The organism is Mycobacterium sp. 29Ha (assembly GCF_032883055.1).
GTDB classification, from domain to species: domain Bacteria; phylum Actinomycetota; class Actinomycetes; order Mycobacteriales; family Mycobacteriaceae; genus Mycobacterium; species Mycobacterium gallinarum.
This window is the reverse complement of sequence record NZ_JAMQTI010000002.1, coordinates 242,480-258,525: the sequence shown is the minus strand read 5'-3', so window position 1 is coordinate 258,525 and position 16,046 is coordinate 242,480. Positions and strand designations below refer to the sequence as shown.

Genomic DNA, 16,046 nt, shown 5'->3' with positions numbered 1-16,046 from the left:
CGCGTGGCGACACTGAGTCGGCAGTGCTGGCTCTTCGCGATCGGTTCGTCACTGTTCGCGATCGCCACGATCCCCGGGTTGTCCGCCGTGGCAGGCGCCGGGATCGCCAACCTGCTGTGCTTCATCGGATCCTGGTTCTTCACGACCGCGGGCTGGATGCAACTGGTGCTGGCCCCTCCCGCGCAGCGCATCGGATGGCTTTCCGCGGCAACCCAGTTCGTCGGGACGATCCTTTTCAACATAAGTACCGCCTCTGCCCTGTGGGCACATGCGGTCAAACCGGAGCGCCGACTCGTGTGGGCGCCGGACGCCCTGGGGTCGCTGGCGTTTCTGATCAGCGGTGTCCTCGGCGTGATCGCGGTGACGGCGGTCGTCGGCATCATCGAGCTGAAATCCCGCGACTGGCAGGGGGAGTGGATCAACATGATCGGCTGTGTCGCTTTCGCGGTGTCCGCGCTCGGCGCCTTCGTCAGCGAATCCGGTGTCACCGTGGATGCCTGGATGGCGAACCTGGGCACATTCATCGGCGCCCTGTGCTTTCTGGTCGCCGCATTGGTCATGCTTCCGCGCCGCGCGCAGCGTGAGTGAGTTCAGTCCGTCTTAGGTTCGGCCGGGACCACGGGTATGGCCAGTAGCGGCAGCAGGGCGGAGACCGCGAACGCCACGGGGTAGCCGAGGGCGCCGATCAAGGCGCCGAACACGGGCGCAGACGCGGCGGAGGCGAAGAGTTGACTGGTGTTCTGCGTGCCCAATGCCCGTCCGCTCCAGAACGGTCCGGCGATCTCGGCGATGGCGGTGAATGCCAGCCCGTTGTCCGAGACGGTGATCACCGACGCGATCACCATGATCGCCACGCTGATCGGCGAACTGAGCCAGTCGGTCACCGCCAGCAGACCCATCGCGGCGGCGGCCGCCAGGGCAATCGTGCGGATCGGCCTCAGTCGCGAACCCGTCACGTCCGACCAACGGCCGGCGGCGATTCGACCACCCGCACCCAACACCTGCGCCACCGTGACGAGAGCGCCTGCCGACGCTGCCGACCATCCTCGGTCGGTCATCAACCACACCAACGCGAACGTCCACAGCACCGCTTGAGGCACCACCAGTAGTACGGAGACAGCGTGTATCCGGGTCAAGACCGACGATGCGCGATAGGGATTCGCCAGGTGCTCGGGTGGGGCCTCCGAGCGTGGTGGACGTGGCGGATCGATCACGAAGACCGCGCATACGACCGCGGAAAGCGCGCACACGATCGCCGGAAAACACAGTGCCGCAGAGATGCTGTACGCATCGGCCACTCGCGGAATCACCAAGGCGCCCAGGCCGACACCGAGCGGCGTTGCGGTTTGGCGGATGCCCATGACCAAGCCGCGTCGATCCGGTGGGAACCAGCCGACCACCAGTCGGCCGCTGGCCGAATTGCTACTGGCGGCGGCCATCCCGCCGAGCGTCAGGAACGCACCCATGGCGAACAGCGAGTCGACGGAAGCGGCCGCGAACGCCGCGGCGGCGATGAGCACCGAACCGAGGCTCAACACGATGCGCTCGCCGAACCGGTCGACAAGGTAGCCCCACGCGATGAGCGTGAGTACCAAGCCGAAGCCCGGCAGCGCTGATAGCAGGCCCGCAGCCCCGAGATCGAGTCCGCGCTCGCGCTGCAAGCTAGGAATGAGAAAGGCCACACCGTTGATGAATACGTTGGCGCTTGTCGTCGCAGCGAGCGCAATGACAAGCAGCGACCAGCGTCGCGCGGTGCTTATCGTGTCCGCGGACATGGCTCCATGGTCGCATGGCTATCTCATATGTCTGAACTATTATCTCAATATATGAGACGTCGCTGGCGCGGGAGCGGCCGCAGCACCAACTTTCGCGGCCACTAGGCTGACGACATGCGCCTTGGACGTATCGCCAGCCCAGACAGCGTCTGCTTCGTCAGCATCGAGGGCCCTCTCGACGACTCGGCCCGGGCAGTCGCCAAAGAGATTGCCGAGCATCCCTTCGGCACTCCGACCTTCACCGGACGGGAGTGGCCCCTGGCCGACGTGCGGATACTCTCGCCGATTCTGGCCAGCAAGGTCGTATGCATCGGAAAGAACTATGCGGCGCACGTCGCGGAAATGGGCGGGGGAGATTTCCCCGATCCGGTGATGTTCATGAAGCCCAACACCGCGATCATCGGTCCGAACGTGCCGATTCAGCTGCCGGCCGACGCCAGCCCGGTGCACTTCGAGGGTGAACTCGCCGTCGTCATCGGCCGAGTCTGCAAGGACGTTTCCGCCGCCCGCGCCGCGGAGAACATCCTGGGCTACACGATCGCCAACGACGTGTCGGCGCGTGATCAGCAGCAGAAGGACGGCCAGTGGACTCGGGCGAAAGGCCACGACACGTTCTGTCCGATCGGGCCGTGGATCGTCACCGATCTGGATCCGTCCGATCTCGCGTTGCGCACCGAGGTCAACGGCGAGACCAAACAGGACAGCCGGACATCGCTGATGATTCACGATGTCGGGGCGATCGTGGAGTGGATCTCAGCGGTGATGACACTGCTGCCCGGCGATGTCATCCTGACCGGGACGCCGGACGGGGTCGGCCCCATTGAAGGCGGCGACACCGTCACCGTCACCATCGAAGGTATCGGGAGCCTTTCCAATCCGGTTGTGCGCAAGGGAAAGTCATGACAGCTGATATGCGGGTGCGGTTCTGCCCGTCGCCAACCGGCACACCACACGTCGGCCTGATCCGTACCGCGCTGTTCAATTGGGCCTACGCGCGACATTGCGGCGGGGACTTCGTGTTCCGCCTGGAGGACACCGACGCCGAACGAGACAGCGAGGAAAGCTATCTGGCGCTGTTGGACGCCCTGAGCTGGCTCGGACTGAACTACGACGAAGGTCCCGACATCGGTGGACCGTACGCCCCGTACCGGCAGTCAGAACGCGGCGAGATATACCGGGACGTGCTGACACGGTTACAGGAATCCGGTGACGCCTATGAAGCGTTTTCGACGGCCGAGGAAGTCGAAGCCCGCCACGTCGCCGCGGGCCGAAACCCCAAACTCGGCTACGACAACTACGACCGCGAACTCACCGAAGCCCAGCGCACCGCGTTCCTCGAGGAGGGCCGCAGGCCGGTGCTCCGGCTGCGGATGCCTGCTGAAGACATCACCTGGAATGACCTCGTCCGCGGGGAAACAACATTCGCGGCGGGCGTCGTTCCCGATTTCGCGCTGACCCGCGCCAGCGGTGATCCGTTGTACACCTTGGTCAATCCGGTCGACGACGCGCTGATGAAGATCACGCACGTCCTGCGTGGCGAGGACCTGCTCCCGTCCACACCGCGCCAGATCGCGCTGTACCAGGCACTGATTCGTATCGGCGTCGCCGACCGGGTGCCCGAGTTCGCTCATTTGCCAAGCGTTCTGGGAGACGGCAACAAGAAGCTGTCCAAGCGCGATCCGCAGTCGAACCTGTTCGTTCACCGCGAACGGGGCTTCATTCCGGAGGGGCTGCTGAACTACCTGGCGCTGCTGGGCTGGGGTATCGCTGAAGACCACGACGTATTCAGCCTCGACGAGATGGTGGCTGCCTTCGACGTCGTCAACGTCAACTCCAACCCCGCCCGGTTCGATCAGAAGAAGGCGGACGCTCTCAACGCCGAACACATCCGCATGTTGGGTGAGGACGATTTCACCGCGCGGCTGGCGGCGTATTTCGCTGCCCACGGGCACGACACCGGCCTCGACGAAGCCCAATTCGCGGAGGCTGCGCGACTCGTGCAGACCCGAATCGTCGTGCTCGGCGACGCATGGGACCTGTTGAAGTTCCTCAACGACGCCGAGTTCACGCTCGACGAGAAGTCGGCGGCCAAGGAACTCAAGCCCGAAGCCGTCGCGGTGCTGGACGCCGCGCTCGCCGCGCTCGAAACAGTCGGCGAGTGGAGTACGGGGGAGATCGAAAACGCTCTGAAGGTGTCATTGTTGGAGAATCTGGAGCTCAAGCCGCGCAAGGCGTTCGGCCCGCTGCGTGTTGCGGCCACAGGTGCGTCGGTCAGCCCGCCGCTGTTCGAATCACTCGAGCTCCTGGGTCGGGACCGCAGCCTGCATCGGCTACGCGCGGGACGCGATCGTGCTGCCACCGTCGCAGACCAGGCGTGAGAAGGTGGCTGCAAATCTTTGGTAGTCTGCACGTCGGCCCGATACAACGCGCGGCGGCGCCGCCGATTGCTTGGTCGGGCCGAAAAGGCCCTGTGACCTGCGGTTACAGGTAGCCAATGGGGTATGGTGTAATTGGCAACACAGCTGATTCTGGTTCAGCCATTCTAGGTTCGAGTCCTGGTACCCCAGCCATTTGCGATGAGCGCTCGTGCGAAGAGCACGGGCCTCAAGCTGATTAGGTCCGCATAACCCGCTGGGCTATGCTGGCTGTCCGGAAATAGTTCTGGCCCCCGTCGTCTAGCGGCCTAGGACGCCGCCCTCTCACGGCGGTAGCGTGGGTTCGAATCCCATCGGGGGTACAAAGCAGTACGTTTTACAGCCTGCGGGTGAGTGCATCGGCGGCGGCCAATAGGTCGGCGGCCCACCGTGCTCCAGGGCGACGTCCCATTCGGTCGATCGGCCCGGACACCGATACGGCGGCGATCACCGCACCGGTGGCATCGCGCACCGGCGCCGACACACTCGCGACCCCCGGCTCGCGTTCCGCGGCGCTCTGGGCCCAGCCACGTTTGCGGACCTCGGCGAGGGTCCGGTCGGTGAACTTTGCGCTGGGCAACACCGCCTGTTGCGTGGCGGCGTCGGCATAGGCCAGCAGCACCTTGGCGCCTGAGCCGGCCGTCATCGGCAATCGCGCGCCGACCGGGACGGTATCCCGAAGCCCGGCAGGTGGTTCCAAGGCGGCGATACATGTACGCGCGGTGCCTTCGCGGCGATATATCTGCACGCTCTCGCCGGTGATCTCACGCAGGCGCGGCAACACCACGGCGCCGGCGGCCAGCAAGGGGTCGTTGACCTGTCCCGCCAACTCGGTGAGCGCAGGCCCGAGCCGCCATTGGCCGTCTCCGTTGCGGATCAACAGCCGATGCACTTCCAGACCCGCGGCCAAGCGGTGCGCGGTCGCACGCGGCAGTCCGGTGCGCTCGCACAGCTCTGCCAATCCGCACGGCGAATCCGCGATCGCGTGCAGCACCCCCATGACTTTGTCCAGCACCCCGATGCCGCTATCCTGTCTCACAGGGAGATACTAGCTTCCCAGAATGTGAGAAAGTCAAGATGGCAGCCCAGGACAAGCCACGCACACTCGCCGAAAAGGTGTGGGACGACCACGTCGTCGCGAAGGGATCGGGTGACGGCGCGGCCCGCGAACCCGACCTCATCTACATCGACCTGCACCTTGTGCACGAGGTCACCAGCCCGCAGGCGTTCGACGGCCTCCGCCTCAACGGTCGGCCGGTCCGCAGGCCCGATCTGACGATCGCCACCGAAGACCACAACGTGCCGACGATCGACATCGACAAGCCGATCGCCGATCCGGTCTCCCGCATTCAGGTCGAGACGCTGCGCCGCAACTGTGAAGAGTTCGGCATCCGGTTGCACCCGATGGGTGACGTCGAACAAGGGATCGTTCACATCATCGGGCCGCAGTTGGGCTTGACTCAGCCGGGGATGACGGTGGTGTGCGGCGACAGCCATACCTCCACCCACGGTGCGTTCGGTGCGCTCGCGATGGGCATCGGCACATCCGAGGTCGAGCATGTCCTCGCGACGCAGACGCTTCCGCTGCGGCCTTTCAAGACGATGGCGGTCAATGTCGACGGGCAACTGCCTGCGGGCGTGAGCGCAAAGGACATCATCCTCGCGGTGATCGCGAAGATCGGCACCGGCGGGGGACAGGGATACGTCATCGAATACCGCGGCAGCGCCATCGAATCGCTGTCGATGGAAGGGCGCATGACGGTCTGCAACATGAGCATCGAGGCCGGGGCGCGCGCCGGAATGGTCGCACCCGACGAGACAACGTTCGAGTTCTTGCATGGTCGCCCGCACGCTCCGAAGGGGGCGGACTGGGATGCCGCAGTAGCGGCGTGGAGTCAGTTGCGCACCGACGAAGGCGCGGAATTCGACACCGAGGTCTACATCGATGCCGCGACGCTGAGCCCATTCGTCACGTGGGGGACCAATCCCGGGCAAGGAGTTCCGCTGTCGGCGTCGGTACCGGACCCCGAGCTGATCTTTGACGACGGTGAGCGCCAGGCGGCCGAAAAAGCGTTGGCGTATATGGATCTTCGGGCTGGAACGTCGATGCGTGACATCACCGTGGACACCGTCTTCGTCGGCTCGTGCACGAACGGGCGCATCGAGGATCTGCGGGTGGTCGCCGACGTGCTCAAGGGTCGCAAGGTCGCCGATGGCGTGCGGATGCTCATTGTGCCCGGTTCGATGCGGGTGCGAGCGCAGGCCGAATCAGAGGGCCTCGGTGAGATCTTCGCCGCCGCCGGCGCGGAGTGGCGCCAGGCCGGATGCTCGATGTGTCTTGGAATGAATCCAGATCAACTGTCCCCGGGGCAGCGCTGCGCATCGACGTCGAACCGAAATTTCGAGGGACGGCAGGGCAAAGGAGGGCGCACCCATTTGGTGTCGCCTGCCGTTGCCGCGGCCACCGCTGTGCGCGGCACGTTGTCTTCTCCCGCCGATCTGACTCACGCATAGGAGCTCTGTGATGGAACCATTCCGCACTCATACCGGCATCGGCGTTCCGCTTCGCCGGTCCAATGTCGACACCGACCAAATAATCCCCGCCGTGTATTTGAAGCGGGTAACCCGAACAGGTTTCGAGGATGGCTTGTTCGCGGCATGGCGGTCCGACCCGTCTTTCATCCTGAACATGTCGCCGTTCGACAAAGGATCGGTGTTGGTCGCGGGTCCCGATTTCGGCACCGGTTCGTCGCGAGAGCACGCCGTGTGGGCGCTCATGGACTACGGATTCAGAGTCGTCATCTCATCTCGCTTCGCCGACATTTTTCGCGGCAACGCGGGCAAGGCGGGCCTCTTGGCGGCCGAAGTCGCCCAAGATGATGTCGAACTTTTATGGAAGCTCATCGAGGAGCATCCCGGCATGGAAATTACTGTGAATCTTCAAGATCGGAACGTCGTCGCGGGAACGGTCATGGTGCCGTTCAACATTGACGATTACACCGCCTGGCGACTCTCCGAAGGACTCGACGATATAGGTCTTACGCTGCGGAAATGCGATGAAATCGATTCGTATGAAGCACGCCGTCAGAGCTGGAAACCGCGTACCTTGCCGGCGTGACGGATTGGCTTTCTGAGCCGAAATCTTCACCCCTGAACCCGGTTATCGGGACCCCCGGCAGGAGCTCAAGGGGGGCAAGAAAGTTCGCTAGATTCTGCTGAAATTGCGCGTGGCTCTTGGAAATCAGTGGCCATTGGGTTTACCGTGTCCTCTAGTCGGCCCAAAGTGGGCTACTGGTTTTCGGAGGTTTTGCATGAACAAAGCAGAGCTCATCGACGTACTCACGGAGAAAATGGGCTCGGATCGTCGGTCAGCAACCGCTGCGGTCGAGAATGTCGTCGACACAATCGTGCGCGCGGTTCACAAGGGTGACAGTGTCACAATTACCGGCTTCGGCGTTTTCGAACAGCGTCGTCGTGCTGCTCGTGTTGCGCGTAACCCGCGCACCGGCGAGACCGTGAAAGTTAAGCCCACATCCGTGCCGGCATTCCGGCCCGGCGCACAGTTCAAAGCGGTTGTTTCTGGGGCACAGCGCCTCCCGTCGGAAGGACCAGCAGTGAAGCGTGGCGTGACGGCGGGCGGCGCCCGCAAGGCCGTGAAGAAGGCCGCAGTTAAGAAGGCGGCCAAGAAAGCGGTGAAGCGCACGGCAGTCAAGAAGGCTGTGAAGAAGGCCGCAGTCAAGAAGGCTGTGAAGCGCACGGCAGCCAAGAAGACTGTCAAGAAGGCCGCAGTCAAGAAGGCCGCGAAGCGCACCGCGGCCAAGAAGACTGTCAAGAAGGCCGCAGCTAAGAAGGCTGTGAAGCGCACCGCCGCCAAGAAGGCTGTGAAGCGTTCCCCGGCCAAGAAGGCTGTGAAGCGCGCCCCGGCCAAGAAGGGCCGCAGGTAAGTTCAACATCGAACACGCCGTGGGTCGCGCCGGCTGAGCCGGCAATTCAAGCGAATGCGACCCACGGCGTGTTTGTGTCTGACGAACTTCAGCCGGCCGCAGCGTTCATTTCTTGAGGGCGAGCGGACTGCCGATGTGATCGGCGGCGATCAGGCGTCCGTCGTATAGCGACAGGACCCAGGTGCTGCCTTTGCGGTTGCGCGATTTGTCCGGGCGGACTTCGTCACGCTCGCACCACCATGAGATGAGATCCGGAATCACCTTGCCCTGAGTGCAGATCACCGGCGTGCCTTCGGCGGTGGCGATCTCGACGAATCGGTTACGCGAGGCTTTGCGATTCTCCGCGTACGCCTCTTCGGTGAGCAATGGCTCGCTACTGATGTCGACACCGAGTTCCTCGGCCAGCGGCGCGATCGTCTGATGGCACCGAGTCCGGTCCGCTGCGTACAGCCTTTCGGCGCCGAAGGACAACAACTGTCCGACGAGAGACTCGGCCTGCGCGCGGCCATGCTTGTCCAAAGGACGGTTGCGGTCGTCACCTTTGTATCGCGACTTGCTGCCCGCGGTGCCGTGCCGGACGATCAACACCGTCTTCGTATCGGCCGGCAGCTTCTTGAAGCGGCGAAGGACCTTTCGGTCGTGCGGGTAGCCGACCGCCTTGATGGCTTCGGATATGGGAAGCCATTTGAGTTCGTCGACTTCCGAGTTCGGGCTGAACTCCCCGCCGATGGCGCGGGCAGTCCAGTACCGCACCTTCTTGGTGCTTTGGTCGACGGGATAGGTCACCGCGGCCAACCGCCGGCCGAGATGTGCCGCGTAGCCGGTTTCCTCGGCGACCTCGCGGACGGCGGTCACGGGTTCCGTCTCGCCGGGGTCGACTTTGCCTTTGGGAAGTGACCAGTCGTCGTACCGGGGACGGTGAATGACCGCGACCTCGGGCGCATCGTCACCCGGTCGCCACAGCACCGCACCCGCGGCAAAAACGGCCTTGCTCACCGGAACGGCGCGGGGTGGGTCGTCCCTCGGCACGTCAACTCCTGCTGGTCATTCGGGGCCCCGAGAGCTCACAGCCGACGGATCTCAAGGGTGCCGGTGGCGTTCCATCAACGACACCTGATGGTCGCGGACCGTCTCGCCCTCTCGCGGCGACGCTGTCCACTTACCATCCATGTCCAACTCCCAGCACCGGGTTGACGGATCAAGGGCGGAATCGAAGACGTCGTTCAGCTGTGAAGTCAGCCTCGGATCCTTCACTTGAGCCATCACCTCGACTCGTCGGTCGAGATTACGATGCATCATGTCGGCGCTTCCGATCCAGAACTCGTCGGTGGCGCGGAAATGAATAATTCGCGAGTGTTCGAGGAACCGGCCCAGAATCGAGCGCACCGTGATGTTTTCGGAGAATCCGGCCACGCCGGGACGCAGTGCACAGATGCCGCGCACCACCACCTCGACGCGGACCCCTGCCTGCGATGCCCGATAGAGCGCATCGATCACCTGCTCGTCGACCAGCGCGTTGGCCTTCAGCCGAATACCCGCATCGGCTCCCGACTGCTTGGCGGCGATCTCCCGTTCGATCCGCTCGATGATCCCCTTGCGGACACCGTAGGGCGCGACCAACAGATTGCGGTACGACTCTTTGCGTGAGTATCCGGTCAACGAGTTGAACAGATCTGTGAGGTCGGCGCCGATGTCCGGCGCGGCCGTCAACAGGCCGACGTCTTCATACAGGCGTGCGGTCTTGCTGTTGTAGTTGCCGGTACCGATATGGCAGTAGCGCCGGATCGTGGATCCTTCTCGGCGCACGACGAGGCAAGTCTTGCAGTGAGTCTTCAACCCGACCAGTCCGTAAACCACATGCACGCCCGCACGTTCAAGGGCGCGGGCCCATTTGATGTTGGCCTGTTCATCGAACCGCGCCTTGATCTCAACCAGCGCCACAACCTGTTTGCCTGCGGCCGCGGCGTCGATCAGCGCGTTGACGATGGGTGAATCACCCGATGTCCGGTACAGCGTCTGCTTGATGGCCAGGACGTTCGGATCGGCGGCGGCCTGCTCGATGAACCGTTGCACCGACGTGGAAAACGAATCGTAGGGATGGTGCACCAGCACGTCGCCGTCACGCAGCGTCGAGAAGATGCTCTTCGGTGTTTCCCGCTCACCGAATGCGGGCGGCGTCGCCGGCACGAACGGACGGTCTTTCAGCGCGGGGCGGTCCTGGTCATAGATCTGCCACAGCGACGACAGGTCGAGAAGCCCGGGTACCTCGATGACATCACCGGTGTCGACGTCGAGTTCGCGCAGGAGCAGCTCGAGCATGTTCTCGGTCATGTCGTCGGACACTTCGAGGCGCACCGGGGAACCGAAGCGCCGCCGCGCCAATTCTCGCTCGAGCGCCTGCAGCAGATCTTCGTCACGGTCCTCTTCGACCTCGAAGTCCGCGTTGCGGGTGATGCGGAAAGCATGATGCTCGACGATCTCCAGGCCGGGGAACAGCACCGGCAGGAACGCGGCGATCAGTTCCTCCATCGGGAGGAACCGCACGACATCCGAGGAACCTTCGCGGCGCGCCAATTCGACGAAGCGATCCACGTTGTCGGGCACCTTGATTCGGGCGAAGTGCTGCCCGCCGTCCTCGGGTTGCCGGACGGTGACGGCAAGGTTCAGGCTCAGCCCGCTCACAAACGGGAACGGATGTGCCGGATCGACGGCCAGCGGCGTCAGCACCGGGAACACCTGTTCATGGAAGTACGTCGACAGCCGGGAGCGCTCGCCCTCATCCACTTCGGCCCACGTGACGATGACGATGCCCTCGTCGGCGAGCGCGGGCCGCACCGCGTCGAGGAACACATGGGCGTGCCGGTTGGAGATCTGCTGAGTGCGCTCGTTGATCCGGCGTAGTTGCTCGCGCGGCGAGAGGCCATCGGCCGACCGCACGGACAACCCCATCTCGTCGCGTCGTTTCAGTCCCGCCACTCGAACCATGTAGAACTCGTCGAGATTGGACGCGAAGATCGCGAGGAACTTCGCCCGCTCGAGCAGCGGCAGCGACGGGTCGGCGGCGAGCGCAAGCACACGGGCGTTGAAGTCGAGCCAGCTCAGTTCGCGGTTGAGGTAGCGGTCTTCGGGCAGCGCGTTGTCGACCGCTCGCGATGTCGCAGCCGGTGGGGCTTCAGGCGCCGCATCTCCCGACTGCGGTGTCCCGGGACGAGCTGACGTCGCCGGCTGCGCGGTTCCGGTCGTCGACCCGGTGTCGGTCTCGAGGATCTCGGTATCGGCTTCCGTCATCCCTCAAATGATTCCCTATTAAGTAGTCGCGCGGCCACCGCGGTGAAGAACTGTTACCTGACACCAGCGATGGCCTGCGCGGTTGTCGCGCCGACACCGAGGCGACGCGCCACCAACAGGTCATCGGGTGTGTCGATGTCACAGCGCAGCCCGGGCCAGGCGCCGGTCAGCTCGATGGCGCCCGAATGGCGATGGCGCTCGGCTGAATCCTGGCCGAATCGCGGATCCAGCGCGACGCCGAGGGCGAACAACGCCGAGGTGCCCGTACCGTGCCGGTCGCCGACGAAGCTGCGGGGGTGGGCGCGGGCCGCCGCGATCGCCTCGCCCAGCTCCTGCGGTTGCAGTGCGGGCAGATCTCCCTGCAGCACAACGATGTTCGACGTCTCGGGCCGCACCGTTTCCTCCGCTGCGGCGATGGCGTTGTTGAGCGGATTTTGATGGCCCTGTGGCGTCGGATCGGGGAGCACTCGTGCGCCGAGCTGCCTGGCAGCGTCGCCGGCGACGTCGTCGGGTGTCACCACGGTGATCGACTGCACCTCCGATACAGCCGCGGCAGCTGTGATGGTGTCGATCAGCATCGCCAGCACGACGGCTTCGCGGGTGGTCGCGGAGAAAATCGGCGCCAGCCGCGTCTTGGCGGCGGCCAGGCGTTTGACCGCGATCACCAGCCCGATATCGGCTTCCGATGACCCGCCCATGAGCGCCATCCTGCCAGCAGACCACACCACGCTAGGGTGAAGGCGTGGTCGACGCGGCGGTGCTGGGGGCCGGAGCTTGGGGGACGGCACTCGCCAAGGTCCTGGCGGACGCCGGCAATGAGGTGCGGTTGTGGGCCCGTCGGCCCGAGTTGGCCGACGAGATCAACAGCACCCATCGCAACCCGTTCTATCTCGATGACGCGGAGCTGCCGGAGACGATCCGCGCGACCAGCGATCCCGCTGAAGCGCTCACCGGAGCGTGCACCGTGTTGCTTGCCGTGCCCGCTCAGTCGTTACGGACCAACCTCGTGCAGTGGGCGCCTCTCATCGGTGACGACACCACGTTGGTAAGCCTGGCCAAGGGCATCGAGCTCGACACGTTGATGCGGATGAGCCAGGTGATCGTTCAGGTCACCGGGGCGGACCCGTCGCGCGTCGCGGTGATCTCCGGGCCGAACCTCGCCAGCGAAATCGCCGATGAGCAACCGGCGGCCACCGTCATCGCGTGCAGCGACTCCGGACGGGCCGTGACGCTGCAGCGTGCGTTCTCGACCGGATACTTCCGTCCGTACACCAACGCCGATGTCATTGGCGCCGAGGTCGGCGGCGCGTGCAAGAACGTCATCGCGCTGGCGTCCGGCATGGCTGCTGGAGTCGGGCTGGGGGAGAACACGGCAGCAGCGATCATCACTCGCGGGCTCGCCGAGATCATGCGACTCGGAATCGCGTTGGGCGCCAAGCCGGCAACGCTGGCCGGCCTGGCGGGCGTCGGCGATCTCGTCGCCACCTGCACGTCACGGCGCTCCCGCAACCGCTCGTTCGGGGAACGGCTGGGCAAAGGCGGCACCATGGAGTCTGCGACGCGCGCCGCGGATGGGCACGTCGCCGAGGGTGTGACGTCGTGCCAGTCGATACTCGCGCTTGCGGCCAGCTACGACGTCGAGATGCCGCTCACCGATGCCGTGAATCGGGTCTGCCACAAAGGCGCATCGGTGTATGAGGCGGTGGCACTGCTGCTCGGGCGCAGTACGAAACCGGAGTAGGGCGTGGACGGTCTATACGGTGATTCGACTCGCAGCGTCAAAGCAGTCGGCTCAGAACCGGTTTCGGGCAGTCCCGTGGTATCGCCCCCCGTGCTCGCGTCGACGTTTCATCTCTCCCCGGACGACGCGGAGCCCTTTGACAAGTACGGGCGGTATTCCAATCCCACGTGGCGGCAACTGGAGTCGGCGCTCGCCGAACTCGAAGGAGCCGCCGCCGCGCTGACGTTCGGTTCCGGAATGGCCGCCATCACCGCGGTGTTGCGGGTGCTGGCCAAGCCCGGCACCAAGCTCGTGGTGCCTGCCGACGGCTACAACCAGGTTCGCAGCTATGCCAGGGAATACCTTGTGCCACTTGGAGTCACGGTGGTGGAGGTGGCATGCGCCGCGATGTGTGCCGCGGCCGCTGACGCGGATGTGGTGCTTGCGGAGACACCGGCCAATCCCGGGCTCGATGTCGTCGACCTGCACCGGTTGGCGATGGACTGCCGGCGCCGGGGGGCGACCCTCGTGGTCGACAACACCACCGCGACGCCACTGGGCCAGCAGCCGCTGTCCCTTGGCGCCGACCTCGTCGTCGCCAGCGCGACGAAATCGCTTTCGGGACACAGCGATCTGATCGCGGGATATGTCGCGGGCAGCCATCCGGAGTTGATGGCCACGGTGGAGCAGGAGCGTCTGCTTGCCGGACCGATCCTCGGCCCGTTCGAGGCGTGGCTGGTGCTGCGCAGTCTGGGCACTGCGGGCCTGCGGTTCGAACGGCAGTGCCACAACGCGCAAGCACTCGCGGTGATGTTGCGCAGTCATCCGGCGGTGCGCTCGGTCCGCTATCCCGGGTTGCCCGACGATCCGTCACACCAGATCGCGGCCCTGCAGATGAAGCGGTTCGGCGGGCTCGTCGCAATCGAACTGGACAGCGCGCAGGCAGTGCACTCCCTGGTGGAACGCAGCGCGCTGGTCGTCTCCTCGACGAGCTTCGGCGGGATCCACACCTCGCTGGACCGCCGCGCTCGCTGGAGCGATCCAGTCGCCGACGGATTCGCCCGGATCTCGCTGGGCATCGAGGACACCGACGACCTGATCAGCGATTTCGAACAGGCGTTGTCCTGAAACCGCAGGTCAGGGTATTGAAGCGACCCGCGGTGGGGCTGGACGGTAGCCTCTCTAGGTTGTGACTGCCAGCCAAGAGCACGGAGCCGCGCCGGCGGCGACATCGGGCTCGAGCGCGGCCCGGCGTGTTCGGGTCGCCGTCGTCTATGGCGGCCGCAGCTCTGAGCACGCGATCTCCTGCGTTTCCGCAGGTAGCATTCTGCGCAACCTCGATCCGAAACGCTACGAAATGGTCGCCGTCGGCATCACCCCGGAGGGCGCGTGGATGCTCACCGACGCGGACCCCGACGCCCTGGCCATCGCCGACGGGCGGTTGCCGCAGGTCACCGGCGAATCGGGTAGGGAGCTGGCCCTCGCCGCCGATCCGGGACGACGTGGTGAGCTGCTGTCGGTCGGCCGCGGTGCTCCCGAGGTGTTGGAGGCCGTCGACGTGGTCTTCCCGGTGCTGCACGGCCCGTACGGCGAGGACGGCACGATCCAGGGGCTGCTCGAGCTGGCCGGAGTGCCCTACGTCGGTGCGGGCGTGCTCGCCAGCGCGTCGGGGATGGACAAGGAGTTCACCAAGAAGCTGTTGGCTGCGGAGGGCCTGCCGATCGGCGATCAGGTCGTGCTCCGGTCACGGCAGGAGACGCTGGACCTAGAGCAACGCGAACGGCTCGGACTGCCCGTGTTCGTCAAGCCCGCGCGCGGTGGATCGTCGATCGGCGTGAGCCGGGTGACGGCGTGGGATCAACTGCCCGCGGCGATCGAGCTGGCCCGGCGCCACGACCCCAAAGTGATCGTCGAGGCGGCAGTCGTCGGACGTGAATTGGAATGCGGTGTACTCGAATTCCCCGACGGCCGTGTAGAAGCCAGCACTGTGGGTGAGATCCGGGTGGCGGGTGTCCGCGGTCGCGAAGACTCGTTCTACGACTTCGCGACGAAGTATCTCGAAGACGCCGCGGAGCTCGACGTACCCGCCAAGGTCGACGACAGCATTGCAGATGAGGTGCGACAGTTGGCGATTCGCGCGTTCCAGGCCATCGACTGCCAGGGTCTGGCCCGTGTCGACTTCTTCCTGACCGACGACGGCCCGATCATCAACGAAATCAACACGATGCCGGGATTCACCACCATCTCTATGTTTCCGAGGATGTGGGCGGCCAGCGGTGTCGACTATCCGACGCTGTTGGCCACCATGGTCGAGACAGCACGCACGCGCGGCACGGGTCTGCGCTAGCCCACTGGTGCAGGGTCGACCGCCTTGGCGGGCAACGACTTCGCGATGACCCGCGAGATCTCCTGGATCGGCGTGGGACCCGAGCCTGCGGGCAGCGTCAAGGCGACGTACACCGGACGATCCACGACGAACCATGTGCTGCGCCCTTGGTCGGCGTCTGGGTCTTCACCCGCCCCCGCCTCGCCCACGCGGAACCACGACACCTTGTCGACCACCTGTAGCGGGCTGCCGAGGACGAACTCCGCGGGCCGGTCCACACCACATCGCAGGATCACGGCCTCGCCGTCGGGCGCCGCACGCCACGCTGCGGCGGCCGGTGGCGCCGGGTCGGCGGCTGCGGCGCGCCGATAGTCGCCGAGGCGTTCGGGCAGTGCGTCGACCAACGCTCGACAGTCCGCACTGTCGGCGTACGGTGCCGGCACCGCGACGATCGCGACGGGCTTTTCCGTCGTAGGGGTCTGTCGAAGCGCCGCGAAGACCAGGATCGAGCCGATGGCGGCGACAGCCACGGCGATCGCCGCGATCATCAGGCCCCTGGACGGGCCATCGCGGGTTTCG

General features: G+C 65.1%; 15 protein-coding genes and 2 tRNA genes. 11 read left to right on the top strand and 6 right to left on the bottom strand.

Going from position 1 to position 16,046, the window contains the following annotated elements; all coding sequences use genetic code 11:
- The first annotated feature begins 3 nt into the window (after positions 1 to 3).
- On the top strand, positions 4 to 588 hold the full coding sequence (locus M1248_RS03820) for a hypothetical protein (protein ID WP_163725778.1): 585 nt from the start codon (positions 4 to 6) through the stop codon (positions 586 to 588).
- Between the two features lie 2 nt (positions 589 to 590).
- On the opposite strand, the gene M1248_RS03815 is transcribed toward M1248_RS03820, so the two are convergent.
- A complete protein-coding gene (locus M1248_RS03815; RefSeq protein ID WP_163725781.1) occupies positions 591 to 1,775 on the bottom strand; it encodes an MFS transporter in 1,185 nt (394 codons plus the stop codon).
- A 114-nt stretch (positions 1,776 to 1,889) separates the two neighbouring features.
- On the opposite strand from M1248_RS03815, the gene M1248_RS03810 reads away from it, so the two are divergent.
- The 4 genes from M1248_RS03810 (at position 1,890) to M1248_RS03795 (ending at position 4,512) form a co-directional block, all read left to right on the top strand.
- On the top strand, positions 1,890 to 2,678 hold the full coding sequence (locus M1248_RS03810; RefSeq protein WP_163725784.1) for a fumarylacetoacetate hydrolase family protein: 789 nt from the start codon (positions 1,890 to 1,892) through the stop codon (positions 2,676 to 2,678).
- Positions 2,675 to 4,153, top strand: a complete 1,479-nt coding sequence (gene gltX, locus M1248_RS03805) for a glutamate--tRNA ligase (RefSeq protein ID WP_163725814.1) — start codon at positions 2,675 to 2,677, stop codon at positions 4,151 to 4,153. Before M1248_RS03810 ends, gltX begins: the two co-directional genes overlap by 4 nt.
- A 117-nt stretch (positions 4,154 to 4,270) precedes the next feature.
- Positions 4,271 to 4,345: transfer RNA gene (locus M1248_RS03800), tRNA-Gln, on the top strand.
- 94 nt (positions 4,346 to 4,439) lie between these two features.
- Positions 4,440 to 4,512: transfer RNA gene (locus M1248_RS03795), tRNA-Glu, on the top strand.
- A gap of 14 nt (positions 4,513 to 4,526) precedes the next feature.
- On the opposite strand, the gene M1248_RS03790 is transcribed toward M1248_RS03795, so the two are convergent.
- Complete coding sequence (locus M1248_RS03790) at positions 4,527 to 5,228, bottom strand: IclR family transcriptional regulator (protein ID WP_317147579.1); 702 nt, start codon at positions 5,226 to 5,228, stop codon at positions 4,527 to 4,529.
- A gap of 38 nt (positions 5,229 to 5,266) precedes the next feature.
- Here M1248_RS03790 and leuC point away from each other — a divergent pair, with 38 nt between their 5' ends.
- The 3 genes from leuC to M1248_RS03775 all read left to right on the top strand — a co-directional run bounded on the left by leuC (position 5,267) and on the right by M1248_RS03775 (position 8,133).
- A complete protein-coding gene (leuC, locus tag M1248_RS03785; RefSeq protein WP_163725821.1) occupies positions 5,267 to 6,703 on the top strand; it encodes a 3-isopropylmalate dehydratase large subunit in 1,437 nt (478 codons plus the stop codon).
- Between the two features lie 10 nt (positions 6,704 to 6,713).
- Complete coding sequence (gene leuD / locus M1248_RS03780) at positions 6,714 to 7,307, top strand: 3-isopropylmalate dehydratase small subunit (protein ID WP_317147578.1); 594 nt, start codon at positions 6,714 to 6,716, stop codon at positions 7,305 to 7,307.
- A 193-nt stretch (positions 7,308 to 7,500) separates the two neighbouring features.
- Positions 7,501 to 8,133 (top strand): HU family DNA-binding protein, encoded by a 633-nt coding sequence (locus M1248_RS03775; protein WP_163725827.1) that lies wholly within the window; start codon positions 7,501 to 7,503, stop codon positions 8,131 to 8,133.
- Between the two features lie 105 nt (positions 8,134 to 8,238).
- On the opposite strand, the gene M1248_RS03770 is transcribed toward M1248_RS03775, so the two are convergent.
- The 3 genes from M1248_RS03770 to cofC are packed head-to-tail and all read right to left on the bottom strand — an operon-like array spanning position 8,239 to position 12,119.
- Entirely contained in the window at positions 8,239 to 9,162 is a 924-nt protein-coding gene (locus tag M1248_RS03770; RefSeq protein WP_317147577.1) for an NUDIX hydrolase, read from the bottom strand.
- 51 nt (positions 9,163 to 9,213) lie between these two features.
- On the bottom strand, positions 9,214 to 11,421 hold the full coding sequence (locus M1248_RS03765; protein ID WP_317147576.1) for an RNA degradosome polyphosphate kinase: 2,208 nt from the start codon (positions 11,419 to 11,421) through the stop codon (positions 9,214 to 9,216).
- Between the two features lie 53 nt (positions 11,422 to 11,474).
- Positions 11,475 to 12,119, bottom strand: a complete 645-nt coding sequence (gene cofC, locus M1248_RS03760; protein ID WP_163725836.1) for a 2-phospho-L-lactate guanylyltransferase — start codon at positions 12,117 to 12,119, stop codon at positions 11,475 to 11,477.
- A gap of 44 nt (positions 12,120 to 12,163) precedes the next feature.
- On the opposite strand from cofC, the gene M1248_RS03755 reads away from it, so the two are divergent.
- From M1248_RS03755 to M1248_RS03745, 3 genes are all read left to right on the top strand, one after another.
- Positions 12,164 to 13,162, top strand: coding sequence for an NAD(P)H-dependent glycerol-3-phosphate dehydrogenase (locus tag M1248_RS03755; RefSeq protein ID WP_163725838.1), 999 nt, complete (start codon positions 12,164 to 12,166; stop codon positions 13,160 to 13,162).
- Between the two features lie 3 nt (positions 13,163 to 13,165).
- A complete protein-coding gene (locus tag M1248_RS03750; protein ID WP_163725841.1) occupies positions 13,166 to 14,269 on the top strand; it encodes a cystathionine gamma-lyase in 1,104 nt (367 codons plus the stop codon).
- 61 nt (positions 14,270 to 14,330) lie between these two features.
- Positions 14,331 to 15,488: a D-alanine--D-alanine ligase family protein gene (locus M1248_RS03745; protein WP_317147575.1), complete on the top strand. Its 1,158-nt coding sequence runs from the start codon at positions 14,331 to 14,333 to the stop codon at positions 15,486 to 15,488.
- Here M1248_RS03745 and M1248_RS03740 read toward each other — a convergent pair.
- Positions 15,485 to 16,015 carry a DUF3515 domain-containing protein gene (locus M1248_RS03740; protein ID WP_163736881.1) on the bottom strand — a complete coding sequence of 177 codons (531 nt, stop codon included), beginning with the start codon at positions 16,013 to 16,015 and terminating at the stop codon, positions 15,485 to 15,487. The two genes, M1248_RS03745 and M1248_RS03740, sit on opposite strands and share 4 nt — an antisense overlap.
- Between the last annotated feature and the right edge of the window lie 31 nt (positions 16,016 to 16,046).